This window comes from Hydrogenophaga sp. FW305-3-2-15-A-LB1 (genome assembly GCF_058787875.1).
Window position 1 is genome coordinate 57926 of the sequence record NZ_JBYTAE010000015.1, and the last position, 14899, is coordinate 72824.

16 protein-coding genes are annotated in these 14899 nt (G+C 69.7%); 15 read left to right on the top strand and 1 reads right to left on the bottom strand.

Features of this window, described 5'->3' with window-relative positions; genetic code table 11:
* Positions 1–128: 128 nt before the first annotated feature.
* The 15 genes from AC3WPZ_RS06615 to AC3WPZ_RS06685 are packed head-to-tail and all read left to right on the top strand — an operon-like array spanning position 129 to position 13073.
* A complete protein-coding gene (locus tag AC3WPZ_RS06615) occupies positions 129–1304 on the top strand; it encodes an acetyl-CoA C-acyltransferase (protein ID WP_444686604.1) in 1176 nt (391 codons plus the stop codon).
* Positions 1305–1315: 11 nt separating this feature from the next.
* Positions 1316–1753 carry a PaaI family thioesterase gene (locus AC3WPZ_RS06620; RefSeq protein WP_382157802.1) on the top strand — a complete coding sequence of 146 codons (438 nt, stop codon included), beginning with the start codon at positions 1316–1318 and terminating at the stop codon, positions 1751–1753.
* Positions 1754–1766: 13 nt separating this feature from the next.
* Positions 1767–3590 carry an acyl-CoA dehydrogenase gene (locus tag AC3WPZ_RS06625; protein ID WP_444686602.1) on the top strand — a complete coding sequence of 608 codons (1824 nt, stop codon included), beginning with the start codon at positions 1767–1769 and terminating at the stop codon, positions 3588–3590.
* A complete protein-coding gene (locus AC3WPZ_RS06630) occupies positions 3590–3892 on the top strand; it encodes a Dabb family protein (protein WP_382324912.1) in 303 nt (100 codons plus the stop codon). Before AC3WPZ_RS06625 ends, AC3WPZ_RS06630 begins: the two co-directional genes overlap by 1 nt.
* Positions 3893–3919: 27 nt before the next feature.
* A complete protein-coding gene (locus tag AC3WPZ_RS06635) occupies positions 3920–4711 on the top strand; it encodes an SDR family oxidoreductase (RefSeq protein ID WP_291119432.1) in 792 nt (263 codons plus the stop codon).
* A gap of 7 nt (positions 4712–4718) precedes the next feature.
* The gene (locus tag AC3WPZ_RS06640; protein ID WP_382157808.1) at positions 4719–5147 is read left to right on the top strand and encodes a PaaI family thioesterase; all 429 of its coding nucleotides are present in this window, start codon (positions 4719–4721) and stop codon (positions 5145–5147) included.
* Between the two features lie 29 nt (positions 5148–5176).
* Positions 5177–6193 carry an NADP-dependent oxidoreductase gene (locus tag AC3WPZ_RS06645; protein ID WP_382157810.1) on the top strand — a complete coding sequence of 339 codons (1017 nt, stop codon included), beginning with the start codon at positions 5177–5179 and terminating at the stop codon, positions 6191–6193.
* Positions 6194–6209: 16 nt separating this feature from the next.
* Positions 6210–7265: a fatty acid desaturase family protein gene (locus AC3WPZ_RS06650; RefSeq protein ID WP_492438711.1), complete on the top strand. Its 1056-nt coding sequence runs from the start codon at positions 6210–6212 to the stop codon at positions 7263–7265.
* Complete coding sequence (locus AC3WPZ_RS06655; RefSeq protein WP_492438714.1) at positions 7249–8898, top strand: isovaleryl-CoA dehydrogenase; 1650 nt, start codon at positions 7249–7251, stop codon at positions 8896–8898. The genes AC3WPZ_RS06650 and AC3WPZ_RS06655 overlap by 17 nt, the downstream gene beginning before the upstream one ends.
* A gap of 24 nt (positions 8899–8922) precedes the next feature.
* Positions 8923–9858 (top strand): glutathione S-transferase family protein, encoded by a 936-nt coding sequence (locus AC3WPZ_RS06660; protein ID WP_492434985.1) that lies wholly within the window; start codon positions 8923–8925, stop codon positions 9856–9858.
* On the top strand, positions 9855–10322 hold the full coding sequence (locus tag AC3WPZ_RS06665; RefSeq protein WP_492438716.1) for a GNAT family N-acetyltransferase: 468 nt from the start codon (positions 9855–9857) through the stop codon (positions 10320–10322). The genes AC3WPZ_RS06660 and AC3WPZ_RS06665 overlap by 4 nt, the downstream gene beginning before the upstream one ends.
* 25 nt (positions 10323–10347) lie before the next feature.
* A complete protein-coding gene (locus AC3WPZ_RS06670) occupies positions 10348–11253 on the top strand; it encodes an SDR family oxidoreductase (RefSeq protein WP_382157820.1) in 906 nt (301 codons plus the stop codon).
* A gap of 7 nt (positions 11254–11260) precedes the next feature.
* Positions 11261–11818 carry a methylated-DNA--[protein]-cysteine S-methyltransferase gene (locus AC3WPZ_RS06675; RefSeq protein ID WP_492438718.1) on the top strand — a complete coding sequence of 186 codons (558 nt, stop codon included), beginning with the start codon at positions 11261–11263 and terminating at the stop codon, positions 11816–11818.
* Complete coding sequence (locus AC3WPZ_RS06680) at positions 11815–12735, top strand: helix-turn-helix domain-containing protein (protein WP_382324900.1); 921 nt, start codon at positions 11815–11817, stop codon at positions 12733–12735. Before AC3WPZ_RS06675 ends, AC3WPZ_RS06680 begins: the two co-directional genes overlap by 4 nt.
* Positions 12714–13073 (top strand): VOC family protein, encoded by a 360-nt coding sequence (locus tag AC3WPZ_RS06685; RefSeq protein ID WP_382324898.1) that lies wholly within the window; start codon positions 12714–12716, stop codon positions 13071–13073. The genes AC3WPZ_RS06680 and AC3WPZ_RS06685 overlap by 22 nt, the downstream gene beginning before the upstream one ends.
* A 4-nt stretch (positions 13074–13077) precedes the next feature.
* Here the strand turns inward: AC3WPZ_RS06685 and AC3WPZ_RS06690 are convergent, their stop codons facing one another.
* The gene (locus tag AC3WPZ_RS06690) at positions 13078–14871 is read right to left on the bottom strand and encodes a monovalent cation:proton antiporter-2 (CPA2) family protein (RefSeq protein WP_382326654.1); all 1794 of its coding nucleotides are present in this window, start codon (positions 14869–14871) and stop codon (positions 13078–13080) included.
* Positions 14872–14899 lie beyond the last annotated feature (28 nt).

A 14899-nucleotide genomic window follows, 5' to 3' on the forward strand; every position in this document is an offset into this window, starting at 1 on the left:
GCCGCTTCGCGTCTTCCCCCCAAGGGGGGACGCACCCTTGGCCCGGCGAAGCCGGTTCCGTGGGTGCCCTGGGTAGCGGCGCCTCTCTCGTCTCACCGTTCAATTCGCAAGATAACTAGGAACCCATCATGACCAACGCCGTCATCGTTTCCACCGCCCGCACCCCCCTGGCCAAGAGCTGGAAGGGCGCTTTCAACATGACCCATGGCGCCACGCTCGGTGGCCACGCGGTGCAGCACGCCGTGCAGCGCGCCGGCATCGAAGCCGCTGAAGTGGACGACGTCATCATGGGCTGCGCCAACCCCGAAGGCGCCACCGGCGCCAACATCGCGCGCCAGATCGCGCTGCGCGCCGGCCTGCCCATCACCACCTCGGGCATGACGGTGAACCGGTTCTGCTCGTCCGGCCTGCAGACCATTGCCATGGCCGCGCAACGCATCATCGCGGGCGAGGGCGACGTGTACGTGGCCGGCGGTGTGGAGAGCATTTCCTGCGTGCAGCAGGAAATGAACACCCACATGCTGGCCGACCCCTGGCTGGTGAAGAACAAGCCCGAGATCTACTGGAACATGCTGCAGACCGCCGAGCAGGTGGCCAAGCGCTACAACATCTCGCGCGACGCCATGGACGAGTACGGCGCCGCCAGCCAGCAGCGGGCCACGGCCGCGCTGGAAGCGGGCCTCTTCAAGGCCGAGATCGCCCCCATCACCGTGACCGCCGGCGTGGTCGACAAGGTCATGGGCCTGAGCACCAAACAGGTGACGGTGGAGAACGACGAAGGCATCCGCGCCGGCACCACCAAGGAAGGCATCAGCGGCATCCGCCCGGCGATTCCCGGTGGCGTGATCTCGGCCGGCAACGCCAGCCAGTTCAGCGACGGCGGCGGTGCCTGCGTGCTGATGAACGAGACCCTCGCCGAGAAGCGCGGCCTCAAACCCCTGGGCCGTTTCCTCGGCTTCGCGGTGGCCGGCTGCGAGCCCGATGAAATGGGCATCGGCCCGGTCTTCGCCATTCCCAAGGTGCTCGCGCGCCTGGGCCTGAAGGTGAGCGACATCGACCTGTGGGAGCTCAACGAAGCCTTCGCGGTGCAGGTGATCTACTGTCGCGACAAGCTGGGCATCCCCGGCGACCGCCTCAACGTGAACGGCGGCGCGATCGCCGTGGGCCACCCCTACGGCGTGTCGGGCCAGCGCCTGACCGGCCACGCGCTGCTCGAAGGCAAGCGCCGTGGCGCCAAGCGCGTCTGCGTGACCATGTGCATTGGCGGTGGCATGGGCGCCGCCGGCGTGTTCGAAGTCCTCTGAGGGCCGGCACCATGGCCGAGGCCAGCGTCAGCCCCGAGGTGTTTCTGGCCATGGGGCGCGAGGTGCTGGCCGCGCAGCCGTTCTCGCGCCTCATCGGCGCCGAGCTGGCCGCGTTTTCCAAGGGGCATTGCGAGCTGCACGTGCCCATCGGCGAGTCCGTGAAGCAGCAGCACGGCTTCGTGCACGGCGGCGTGCTGAGCTACGCCGCCGACAACGCGCTCACCTACGCCGGTGGCAGTGCCCTGGGCTTGCCGGTGGTCACGGCAGAGTTCAAGATCAACTACCTGCGGCCCGCGATCGGCGAGCGCCTGATCGCCCGGGCCGAAGCCGTGCACACCGGCAGGACGCAATCGGTCTGCCGCTGCGACGTGTTCGTGGTCCAGGGCGGGGTGGAGAAACTCTGCGCGGTGGCGCAGGGCACCATCGCCGCGTTGCCACCCAAGAACTGAAGAAGAGACCTCCATGAGCCTGCGCCCCACCGTCGATTTCCTGCTTTACGACTGGCTCGATGCGCCCGCGCTGAGCGGGCGCGAGCGCTTCGCCGACCACAGCCGCGAGACCTTCGACGCCGTGCTCGACACCTGCGAGCGCATCGCGCGCGAGAAATACGCGCCATTCAACCGCGTGGTGGACACGCAGGAACCGCATTTCGACGGCGAGAAGGTGATCCTGCCCCAGGCCACGCACGACGCGCAGAAGGCCTACGCCGAAAGCGGCATGCTCAGCGCCGCGCAGGACTACGAGGTGGGCGGCATGCAGCTGCCCTACACGGTGGAGGCTGCGGCCAACGCCTTCTTCGCCATGGCCTCGGTGAGCATCGGCAGCGGCATGCTCACCACCGGCAACGCCAACCTGCTCATGGTGCACGGCACCGAGGCGCAGAAGAACGTGTTCGCACTCAACGAGTTCTCGGGCCGGTTCTCCGGCACCATGTGCCTGTCCGAGCCGCAGGCCGGCTCGTCGCTGAGCGACGTGACGACCCGCGCCGTGCCCGATGGCGCCGGCTTCGAGAGCGACCCGCTCGGGCCGCGCTACCGCCTCAAGGGCAACAAGATGTGGATCTCGGCCGGCGAGCACGAGCTGACCGAGAACATCATCCACCTGGTGCTGGCCAAGATCCCGGACGAAAACGGCAAGCTGGTGCCCGGCACGCGCGGCATCTCGCTTTTCATCGTGCCCAAGAAGATCGTGAACCCCGCCGGGGAATTGACGGGCGAACGCAACGACGTGGCGCTCGCGGGCCTGAACCACAAGTGCGGCTGGCGCGGCACCACCAACACGCTGCTCAACTTCGGCGAGGGCAAGTACCCGGTGCAGGGCGAAGCGGGCGCGGTGGGTTACCTGGTGGGGCAGGCGGGCAAAGGCCTGCACTGCATGTTCCACATGATGAACGAGGCCCGCATCGGCGTGGGCATGGCCGCCACCATGCTGGGCATGGCGGGCTACCTTGCCAGCCTGGACTACGCGAAGAACCGCCCGCAGGGCCGCCCCATGGGCCCGGCCGGCAAGGACCCGGCGCAGCCACCGGTGCGCATCATCGAACACGCCGACGTCAAGCGCATGCTGCTGGCGCAGAAGGCGTACTGCGAGGGCGCGCTCGCGCTGGAGCTGTACTGCGCGCGCCTGGTGGACGAGCAGCACACGGCCGACGCCGCCACGGCGGACGACGCGCGCCTGCTGCTGGAGGTGCTCACGCCCATCGCCAAGAGCTGGCCCAGCGAGTGGTGCCTGGAGGCCAACAGCCTGGCGATCCAGATCCACGGCGGTTACGGCTACACGCGCGATTTTCCGGTGGAGCAGTACTGGCGCGACAACCGCCTGAACATGATCCACGAAGGCACGCACGGCATCCAGGCCATGGACCTGCTGGGCCGCAAGGTGCTGATGGAAGGCGGCAAGGGCCTGAGCCTGCTGGCCGGGCGCATCAACGAGACCATTCAGCGCGCCATCCACGTGCCCGAACTGGCCGCCCACGCGAATGCGCTGGGCCAGGCGCTCGCGCAGGTGGGCGCCGCCACCAAGGCCGCCTGGGCCACCGGCGAACCCACCGACGCGCTGGCCAATGCCGTGCCCTACCTGCAGGCCTTCGGCCACACCGTGCTGGCCTGGATCTGGCTGGACGTGGCACTCGCCGCGCACGCGGCACCCGAATCGAACGCCCGCACCGGCCGCCTCGCCGCCATGCGCTTCTTCTTCCACTACGAGCTGCCCAAGATCGGCGCGTGGCTGCAGGTGGTGAGCAGCCGCGACCAGACCTGCGCGGCCCTGCCCGAGGAGGCCTTCTGATGTTGCATCACATCGTCATGTGGAAGATCAAGGCCACGGCCGACGGCAGCAGCCACGAGGCCAACATCGCCAAGGCCAAAGCCTTGCTCGATGCCTGTGCCAAGCTGGTGCCCGGCATCGTGCGCTTCGAGGTCGCCACCGCCGGCGGCGACCTGGAATGCACCTACGATCTGGTGCTCAACAGCAGCTTCACCGGCCGCGACGCGCTCGCCGCGTACCAGAACCATCCCTCGCACACCGCCCTCAAGCCGTTCATGCGCCTGGTGGTGGAGCAGCGGCAGTGCATGGACTACGAGACCTGATTCTTCACAGACACCACAGGAGACCACATGACCCGAACCATTCCCCAACTCTTCGACCTCAAGGGCAGGACCGCCCTGATCACCGGTGGCTCGCGCGGCCTGGGCCTGCAGATGGCCCACGCCCTGGGCGAGGCCGGCGCGCGCGTGCTGGTGAGTTCGCGCAAGGCCGAGGACCTGGAGAGCGCCACCGCCGAACTGCAGGCCGCCGGCATCGACGCGCGCTGGATCGCGGCCGACTGCTCGAAGGAAGAAGACATCCACCGCCTGGCCGACGAGAGTCTGCAGCGCCTGGGCGACATCGACATCCTGGTGAACAACGCGGGCGCCGCCTGGGGCGCGCCGGCCGAAGACCACCCGGTGGAGGCCTGGGACAAGGTGATGAACCTCAACGTGCGCAGCTACTTCATCCTGAGCCAGGTGATCGCCCGGCGCAGCATGATCGCGCGCAAGTCGGGCCGCATCATCAACACCGCGTCCATCGCCGGCCTGGGCGGCAACCCCTCGGGCATGAACACCATCGCCTACAACACCTCCAAGGGCGCGGTGATCAACTTCACCCGCGCGCTGGCCGCCGAGTGGGGCAAGTACGGCATCACCGTCAACGCGATCTGCCCGGGCTTCTTCCCGAGCAAGATGACCGTGGGCACGCTCAAGACCATGGGCGAGGAAAAACTCGCTTCGCACGCACCGCTGCGCCGCCTGGGCGACGACGAAGACCTCAAGGGCCTGACCGTGCTCTACGCCTCCGACGCCGGCAAGCACATCACGGGCCAGTGGCTGGCGGTGGACGGTGGCGTCAGCGTGATCACCGGAGGCTGAGCGTTTCATGGAGTTTTCCGTCCGCATCCCTTTCGTCGAGCTGCTGGGCTTCGAACTGCACCGGTTCGAAGGCGGGGAGGCGGAGCTTCGCTTCGACCCGGGGCCCGACCACCTGAACTCGTTCGACGTGGTGCACGGCGGCGCCAGCATGACGCTGCTCGACGTGGTCATGGCCCACGCCGCGCGCTCCACCGAGCCCGACATGGGCGCGGTCACCATCGAGATGAAGACCAGTTTCATGCGCGCCGCCAAGGGGCCGCTGCGGGCCACGGGCCGCACGCTGCACCGCACCGCCACGATGGTCTTCACCGAAGGCCACATTCACGACGCCGCCGGCAAGCTCTGCGCCCACGCCACCGGCACCTTCAAGCTCATGCCGCGCCTGGCCACCGGCGCCAGCAGCGCGCAGCCCCTCAACCGCATCCGGACCGACTGACGGTCCTTGTCGCCCAACGGAGAAACACCATGCCCGCCAACCAACAGATCCTGCTCGACAACCGCCCCGACGGCGAAGCCACCGTCCACAACTTCAAGCTCGTCACCACCCAGACGCCCGCGCTGGCCGACGGCCAGGTGCTGGTGCGCCACCACTTCCTGAGCCTGGACCCCTACATGCGCGGCCGCATGAACGACAGCAAGAGCTACGCCGCCTCGCAGCCGCTGGGCGAGGTGATGATCGGTGGCACCGTGGGCGAGGTCGCTGAATCGAAGCACCCCAAGTTCCAGCCCGGCGACAAGGTCGTGGGCATGGGCGGCTGGCAGGAATACAGCGTGGTCGATGCCGGCCAGCCCGGCGCGCTGCGCAAGGTGGACACCACCCACGTGCCGCTCTCGCACTACCTGGGTGCAGTCGGCATGCCGGGCGTGACCGCCTGGTACGGCCTGGTGAAGATCATCAACCCCAAGGCCGGCGACACCGTGGTGGTGAGCGCCGCCACGGGCGCGGTGGGCAGCGCCTTCGGTGCCCTGGCCAAGGCGCGCGGCTGCCGCGCGGTTGGCATCGCCGGTGGCCCGGACAAGTGCAAGTACGCGGTGGAAGAGCTCGGCTTCGATGCCTGCATCGACTACAAGGTCCACAAGGACATGTACTCGCTGGCCAAGGCCTTGAAGGAGGTCTGCCCCAAGGGCATCGACGGCTACTTCGAGAACGTGGGCGGCATGGTGCTCGACGCGGTGCTGCTGCGCATGAACGCCTTCGGCCGCATCGCGGTGTGCGGCATGATCGCCGGCTACGACGGCCAGCCGCTGCCGCTGGCCAACCCCGCGCTGATCCTGGTGAACCGCCTCAAGGTCGAGGGCTTCATCGTCAGCGAGCACATGGAAGTCTGGCCCGAGGCCCTGACCGAGCTGGGCACGCTGGTGGGCACCGGCAAGCTGCGCCCGCGCGAAACGGTGGCGCAGGGCCTGGCCGCCGCGCCCGAGGCCTTCATGGGCCTGCTCAAGGGCAAGAACTTCGGCAAGCAGCTCGTCAAGCTGGTCTGAGCCACCGGGGTCGCGCGTGGACACGCCGGGCCAGCAGCAAGGTGAAGAGTTCCGCCAGGACCTGCGGGCACCCGGCGCGCGCAACGCGCAGGCGCGCCGCCTGCTCAGCACGGCCGAGCTGGCGCCGCTGACCCGGCTGTCCACGGCGCGCTCCCTGCTGGCGATCGCGCAGACCCTGGGCTGGATCGCCGCGGCCGTGGCGCTGGCGGTGCTTACCTGGCCCAGCCCGTGGATGGTGCTCAGCGTGCTGGTGCTCGGCGTGGCGCAGCACGCGGTCTTCATCCTGATCCACGAGGCCGCCCACTACCGTCTGTTCGCCGCGCGCTGGGCCAACGACGGCCTGAGCCGGCTGATGGGCATGGCCGTGGGCCTGTCGATGTGCACCTACCGCGTCACGCACCGCCTGCACCACAACCACCTCTACACCGAGGAAGACCCGGACACCGCCATCCACGGCGGCTACCCGCGCGGTCGCCTGTACCTGTTGCGCAAGCTGGGTGAAGACCTGCTGGGCCTCAACGCCTGGAAGACCTACGCCTACTTCTTCGGTGCGCCCGCCATCAACGACGACACGCGGCGCGAGATCCGCCCGCTGGACGACACCTCGCCCGCCTTGCGCGCCGCCGCGCGGCAGGACCGCTGGCTGGTGCTGGCCTTCCAGCTGACCGCGCCGCTGGCGGCCTTCGCCTGGGGTGGTGCGCAAGGCCTGCTGATGTACGCGGTGCTGTGGCTGTTGCCCCTGGTCACGGTGCTGCAGCCCATCTTGCGCCTGCGTGCGATCTGCGAGCACGGCGCGGTGACCGACCTGTCCTCGCCGCTGACCGCGGCGCGCTGCAACCGCACCAGCGGCTCGCTGGCCAATTGGCTGGGCCGCGCGCTGCTGTTCCCGCACCACGTGAACTACCACCTGGAACACCACCTGTACCCGGCCGTGCCGCACTACCACCTGCCGCGCCTGCACCGGCTGCTGCGCGACAAGGGCGCGCTGGACGCCGCCGAGGTGCGCGACCTGAGCGACACCTGGACCCGGATCTTTGCCCCGAGGAGACCCCGAGATGCCCGCCACGCATGACGTTTTCAACCAGCCCGAGCCGCTGGTGGATGTGAACCTGTTCGACGGCAACCGGCCGATGCAGGCGGCGTTGAAATTCAACGCGCCCGCGCTGGACACCGCGCCGCTGCAGGCGCTGGGCGCCACGGTGGGCAGCGGCGAGATGCAGACGCACGCGCGCCTGGCCAACGTGCACACGCCGCAGCTCAAGACGCACAGCCGCTTCGGCCACCGCATCGACCAGGTGGAGTTCCACCCGAGCTACCACGCGCTGATGACGGCCGCGGTGGGCGCGGGCCTGCACGGCACCGCGTTCTCGGCCGAGCAGCAGGCCACCGGCCACGCCCACCAGCTGCGCGCCGCCGGCTTCATGCTCTTCACCGAGCTGGAACCGTCCATCCTGTGCCCCATCTCCATGAGCTACGCGGTGGCGCCCGCGCTCAAGGACAACCCCGCCATCTACCGGGACTGGGCGCCCGGCCTCACCAGCCGCGCCTACGACCCGGCGCTCAAGGTCTGGCGCGACAAGCCCGGCCTGACCATGGGCATGGGCATGACGGAGAAGCAGGGTGGCTCCGACGTGCGCGCGAACACCACGCGCGCCGAGCCCGCCGGCAGCGACGCCTGGGGCCAGCGCTACAGCGTCACCGGCCACAAGTGGTTCTTCTCGGCGCCGATGTGCGACGCCTTCCTGATCCTGGCGCAGACGGCCAGTGGGCTCTCGTGCCTGTTCCTGCCGCGCGTGCTGCCCGACGGCACGCTCAACCAGCTGTTCATCCAGCGCCTGAAGGACAAACTGGGCAACAAGGCCAACGCGAGCTCCGAGGTGGAGTTCGTGGGCGCCAGCGCCTGGCTGGTGGGCGAGGAGGGGCGCGGCGTGCCGCAGATCCTGGCCATGGGCACCATGACGCGGCTGGACTGCGCGCTGGGCACCAGCGGCCTGATGCGCCAGGCGCTGTCCATCGCGCTGAACCACACCACGCAGCGCAAGGCCTTCGGCAAGGCGCTGATCGACCAGCCGCTGATGAAGAACGTGCTGGCCGACCTGGCGCTGGAGTCCGAGGCGTCCACCGCGCTGGCCCTGCGCCTGGCGCGCAGCTTCGACCGCGCGAGCGACCCGCACGAGCAGGTGATGACGCGCCTGCTCACCCCGGTGGCCAAGTTCTGGATCTGCAAGCGCGGCAGCCACTTCGCGCAGGAAGCCATGGAATGCCTGGGCGGCAACGGCTACGTGGAGGAGGGCGGCGAGGGCGTCATGGCGCGCATCTACCGCGAAATGCCGCTCAACTCGATCTGGGAGGGCGCGGGCAACATCATGGCGCTGGACCTGCTGCGCGCCTTGCGCAAGGCCGATGCCGCCGCCGCGCTGGCCCAGGAACTCGCGCCCGCGCGCGGCATGCACGCCGCGCTGGATCACCTGGCCGATCGCCTGCCGGCTCGCGTGGAAGAGATGGCCACCGAGATGGAAGCCCGCCGCCTGGCGCAGGACGTGGCCCTGGCCGTGCAGGCCGCGCTGCTGGCGCAGACCGCGCCTTCGGCCGTGTTCGGCACCTTCTGCGAGTCGCGCCTGGCCGGGCAGTGGGGTTACAGCTTCGGGTCGCTGGGTGCGGGCACCGATTTCGATGCCATCATTGCCCGAGCCATGCCGCGCTGAACATTCCCACAAGGCCCCCCCGATATGTCCGACCTCATCCTTCACCACTACGCCACGTCGCCGTTTTCCGAGAAAGCGCGCCTGATGCTGGGCCACAAGGGCCTTGCCTGGCAGAGCGTGAACATCCCACGCATCATGCCCAAGCCCGACGTGGTCGCGCTCACCGGCGGCTACCGCCGCACGCCCATCCTGCAGGTCGGCGCCGACATCTACTGCGACACCGCGCTGATCTGCGACGTGCTGGAGCACCGCCAGCCCCAGCCCGCGCTCTACCACGAGCACCACAAGGGCGTGGCGCGCGTGCTGGCGCAATGGGCCGACACCACGCTGTTCTGGGCCGCCATGGCCTACAGCCTCAGCCCGAAGGGCGCGGCCGCGCTGTTCGCCGGCCAGCCTCCCGAAGCGGCCCAGGCCTTCGCGGCCGACCGCGGCGCCATGCGCGGCGGCATGACCAGCCTGCGCCCGGGCGACGCCACCGCCGCCTACCGCAGCTACCTGCGCCGCCTCTCTACCATGGTCGAGGAACAGCCCTTTCTGCTGGGCGGCGCGCCCTGCGTGGCCGACTTCGCCGCCTATCACCCGCTGTGGTTCACCCGCGTGGTCAACCCCGCGATGGCCGGCATCCTGGACGCCACGCCCCACGTGATCGAGTGGCTGGACCGCATGGCCGCCATCGGCCACGGCACGTCGCACAAGATGACGTCCACCGAGGCGATCGCCATCGCGGCCGCCGCCGAGCCCGCGCCGCTGACCGACGACGTGTTCCAGGACGAACACGGCATCGCCCTGGGCAGCCGCGTGACCGTGACCGCCGAGTCCTTCGGCCCCGAGCCCACCGAAGGCATCCTGCGCGCGGCCACGCGCACCCGCTACACGCTGGAACGCAACGACGAGCGCGCCGGGCGCCTGCACGTGCACTTCCCGCGCATCGGTTATGTGTTGAGGGAAGTGCGCGCTTGAGCTCCCCGACCCCGAACCTGACCTGGCGCTGCCTGCCTTTTGATGCCCTGCATGCCCGCAACCTGTATGCCCTGCTGCAACTGCGCACAGAGGTGTTCGTGATGGAACAGAACTGCGTGTTCCAGGACATGGACGGCGCCGACGCCCGATGTTTCCACCTGCTCGGTGAACGCACCGACGGCACGCTGGCGGCCTACGCCCGCCTGGTGCCGGCCGGCCTGAAATTCACCGAGGCCAGCATCGGCCGCGTGGTCACGCTGCCGGCCGCGCGCGGCGGTGGCCGGGGCCATGTGCTCATGCGCGAAGCGGTGCGGGCCTTGCACGGCCTGTGGGGCGTGCAGCCCATCCGCATCGGCGCGCAGGCCAGATTGGAGGCCTTCTACCGCCAGCACGGCTTCGAACCGGCCAGCGAGATCTACATCGAAGACGGCATCGACCACATCGAGATGGTTCGGGCCGCCTGAGTTCTTTCACACACAGGAGACATCCATGATTCAGGATTTCAAGGGCAAAACGGCGGTGCTCACCGGCGCCGGCTCGGGCTTCGGCCTCGAATGCGCGCGCATCGGCGCGAAGCTGGGCATGAATCTGGTGCTGGTGGACGTGCAGCAGGACGCGCTGGACAAGGCCACGGCCGAGATCGAGGCCACCGGCGTGCAGGTGCTCTCGCGCAAGGTCGACGTCTCCAGCCAGGAACAGATGGAAGCCCTGGCCAAGGCGGTCGAACAGCGCTTCGGCGCTCCGCACTTCGTCTTCAACAACGCGGGCGTGGGCTCGGCCGGCCTGGTGTGGGAAAACTCGGTGCGCGACTGGGAATGGGTGCTGGGCGTGAACCTCTGGGGCGTGATCCACGGCGTGCGCCTGTTCACCCCCATGATGCTGGCCGCCGCCAGGAAAGACCCGAACTGGCGCGGCCACATCGTCAACACCGCCAGCATGGCCGGCCTGCTCACGCCGCCCAACATGGGCATCTACAACGTGAGCAAACACGCCGTGGTGAGCCTGACCGAGACGCTCTACCAGGATCTGAAGCTGGTGAGCGATCAGCTCAGCACCAGCGTGCTGTGCCCGTACTTCGTGCCCACCGGCATCAACCAGAGCCACCGCAACCGCCCGGCCGAGATGGCCGACGAAAAAGCCACGCAAAGCCAGCTGATCGGTCAGGCCATGACCGACAAGGCCGTGGGCTCGGGCAAGGTCTCGGCCGCCGAGGTGGCCCAGCTGGTGTTCGACGCCATCAGCGCCGACCGCTTCTACATCTTCAGCCACCCGCGCGCGCTGGGCAATGTGCGCGCGCGCATGGAAGGCATCGTCAACCAGACCAACCCGGCCGACCCGTTCCTCGAACGGCCCGAGATCGGTGCGGGTTTGCGCGCGGCGCTGCGCGCGGTGTGAGACCGCGATGGACGGCGGCCACACGCTGTTCGACACCGCCATCGGTGCCATCGGCATCGCCTGGGGGCCGCACGGCGTGGTGGCGGTGCAGTTGCCCGAAGCGGATGCCACGCGCACCCGGGCCCGCTTGCTGAAGGGCCTGCCGCCGCTGCCGGAAGACGCGCACCCGCCCGCGCCGGTGCAGGCCGCCATCGACGGCGTCCAGGCCTTGCTGGCGGGCGCCTCGCGCACCGATCTGCGCGAGATCGCGCTCGACATGAGCGGACTCACCCCGTTCCAGCGCGAGGTCTATGCCCTGGCCCGCGCGATACCGCCCGGCGAAACGCGCACCTATGGCGAACTGGCCGAGGCCTTGGGCGACGCCGGCCTGGCCCGGGCGGTGGGGCAGGCCATGGGCCACAACCCGTTCGCGCCCATCGTGCCTTGCCACCGCGTGCTCGCGGCGGGCGGGCGCTCGGGTGGTTTCTCGGGCGGCAGCGGCGTGCCGACCAAGCTGCGCATGCTGCAGATCGAGCGCGCCCGCATCGGCAACGAGCCCGGCCTGTTCGACGGAGAGCCGCCGTGATCACCGCCACCGAGCTGCAGGCCGGCCCGGTGCGCGTGGTGGACTACCGCTGCGGCACCGGCCCGGCCGAGCGGCCGTTCACGGAGGTGCACCAGGGCCATTCGGTGTCCTATGTGCGCAAGGGCACCTTCGGCTACCGGGTGGGCGGCGATGCCTACGAGCTGGTGGCCGGCTCGGTGCTGGTGGGCCACCCGGGCGACGAATTCATGTGCACGCACGACCACGCGGTCTGCGGCGACGAGTGCCTGGCCTTTCACCTCTCGCCCGGCTTCGTCGAACTGGTCGGTGGCGACCGCCGCACCTGGCGCACCGGCGGCCTGCCGCCCTTGCCCGGGCTCATGGTGCTGGGCGAGCTCGCGCAGGCCGTGGCCAGCGGCCAGGGCGACGCCGGCCTGGACGAGGTGGGCCTGTGGTTCGCGTCGCGCTTCGTGGACGTGGTGAGCGGCCGCGAGCTCAGGCCCGCGCCGGTGGCCGAACGCGACCGGCGCCGCGCGGTCGAGGCCGCGACGTGGATCGCGGCCCATTCGAACGAGGCCGTCGACCTGGACCGGGCGGCGGGCGAAGCGGCCCTGAGTCCGTTCCATTTCCTGCGGGTGTTCTCGCGGGTGCTGGGCGTCACGCCGCACCAGTACCTGGTGCGCTCGCGCCTGCGGCACGCGGCCCGGCTGCTCGCCGAGGACGATCGCCCGGTGACCGAGGTGGCGCTGGAGGTGGGCTTCGCCGACCTCAGCAACTTCGTGCGCAGCTTCCACCGCGCGGCCGGCCTGTCCCCGCGCGGCTTCCGGCGCGCCGCCCGCAACGGTCTTCCCCAAGACCGCAAGATTCTCCAAGACCGCCTGGCGACCCTGCTCGAAGATGAACGCCTCATCCACCCATCGAGCAGGAAACCTTCGCCATGTACGACCACCTCGGACTGAAAGTCAACGACCTCGCCAAGAGCACCCGCTTCTACGAAGCCGCGCTCGCGCCGCTCGGCCACGTGCTGGGCTCCCACGACGACAGTTATGCCGGCCTGGGGCCGAAAGACGCCCCCGCGCTGTGGCTCTACGCGGCGCCGGGCCACCAGGGCCCGGGCACGCACGTCGCGTTTCGCGCCTCCGACCACCGGGCGGTGGACGCCTTCTACAAAGCGGGCCTGAAGGCCGGCGCGCGCGACAACGGCGGCCCCGGCGCGCGGCCCGACTACAGCCCGACCTACTACGCGGCCTTCCTGATCGATCCCGACGGCAACAACGTCGAAGCCGTCTGCCCGTGAGGGTTCAGGCCGGGGCCTGCGCGTCCTGGCCCTCGGCCTGCTGTTTCTTCACCTGGTTGCCCAGCACCAGCTGGCGGCCGGCGAACAGGCCGCCGGCGGCTTCGAGGTCCATGCGCTCGGCGTCGCGCCGGCGCAGGTGCTCCATCACCTCGTCGGCTTCCTCCTCGGCGGCCCCGAGCGTGAGCACCGCCTGGCGGCCCATGGCCATGGCCGACTCGAAGGTCTCGCGCACGAGGTAGCCCACGTCGGCCTTGCGCAGCTCGAGCACGTGTTCGCGGTCGAACGCGCGCACCAGCAGCTCGGCGTGCGGGAACTCGGTCTTGGCCAGCTCGGCGATGCGCGTGGCGGCTTCCTTGTTGTCCAGGCAGACCAAGATGGCCTGCGCCGCGTGGGCACCGGCCGCGTGCAGCACGTCGGCGCGGCAGCCGTCGCCGTAGTAGACCTTGAAGCCGTAGGCTTCGGCGTCGCGGATCATCTGCACGTTGTTGTCGATGATGGTGATGCTCGCGCCCCGGGCGATCACGCCCTGGCTGGCGATCTGGCCGAAACGGCCGAAGCCGATCACCAGCACGCTCGCGGCCCGGTCGGCCACGGTCTCGATGCCGTCCATGGACACGCCGGTGTCCTTGGCCGCGAAGCGCCGGTGCACCAGCACCACCAGCGGGGTGAGCGCCATGGACAGGACCACGATGGCGGTCATGTTGGCGTTGACCACCGGGTCGATCACCTTGGCGCCCAGCGCGGCGGCGAACAGCACGAAGGCGAACTCGCCGCCCTGCGCCATGAGCACGGCGCGGTCCAGCGCGTCGGCGTGCGAGCTGCGGGCGAAGCGCGCCACGCCGTAGATGCACAGGGCCTTGACCAGCATCATCGCCACCACGCCGGCCACGATGATGGGCCAGTTGCTCGCCACGGCCGCCAGGTCCAGCGACATGCCCACGCTCAGGAAGAACAGGCCCAGCAGCAGGCCGCGGAAGGGCTCGATGTCGGCCTCCAGCTGGTGGCGGAAGGTGGATTCGGACAGCAGCACGCCGGCCAGGAAGGCGCCCATGGCCATGGACAGGCCACCGACCTGCATCAGCAGGGCCGCGCCCAGCACCACCAGTAGGGCGGCGGCGGTCATCACCTCGCGCGCCTTGGCGTTGGCCAGGATGCGGAAGAGGGGGTTGAGCAGCCACACGCCTGCGGCCACGAGCGCCACCAGCGAGCCCAGGCCCAGGCCGATCGCGCCCCAGCGCGACGAGTTGGCGGCCACCGGCCCGCCGATGTCGGGCGGCGCCAGGAAGGCCACCACCGCCAGCAGCGGCACGATCAGCAGGTCCTCGAACAGCAGGATGGCGACGATCTTCTGCCCGCGCGGCTGGGCCATGTCGCCGCGCTCGCCCAGCAGCTGCATCACCACGGCGGTGGAGGTCAGCACGAAGCCCATGGCGCTCACGAAGGACACGCCCAGCGGGAAACCGAAGGCCAGGCCGACGCCGGTGAGCAGAAAGCCGCACACCACCACCTGCAGGCTGCCCAGGCCGAAGATGGCCTTGCGCAGGCTCCAGAGGTGCGAGGGCTGCATCTCCAGGCCGATCACGAAGAGGTACATCACCACCCCGAGCTCGGCCGTGTGCAGGATGGTGGCCGGGTCGCTGATCAGGCCCATGCCGAACGGCCCGATGGCCAGGCCCGCGGCCAGGTAACCCAGCACCGAGCCCAGGCCGATGCGCTTGAACAGGGGCACGGCGACCACCGCTGCGCCCAGCAGGGTCACGACTTTGAGCAGGTCGCCTGCGCTGCCTTCAACGGCCATGGTGGGGTTCTCCGGGGGAAAGTAGGGG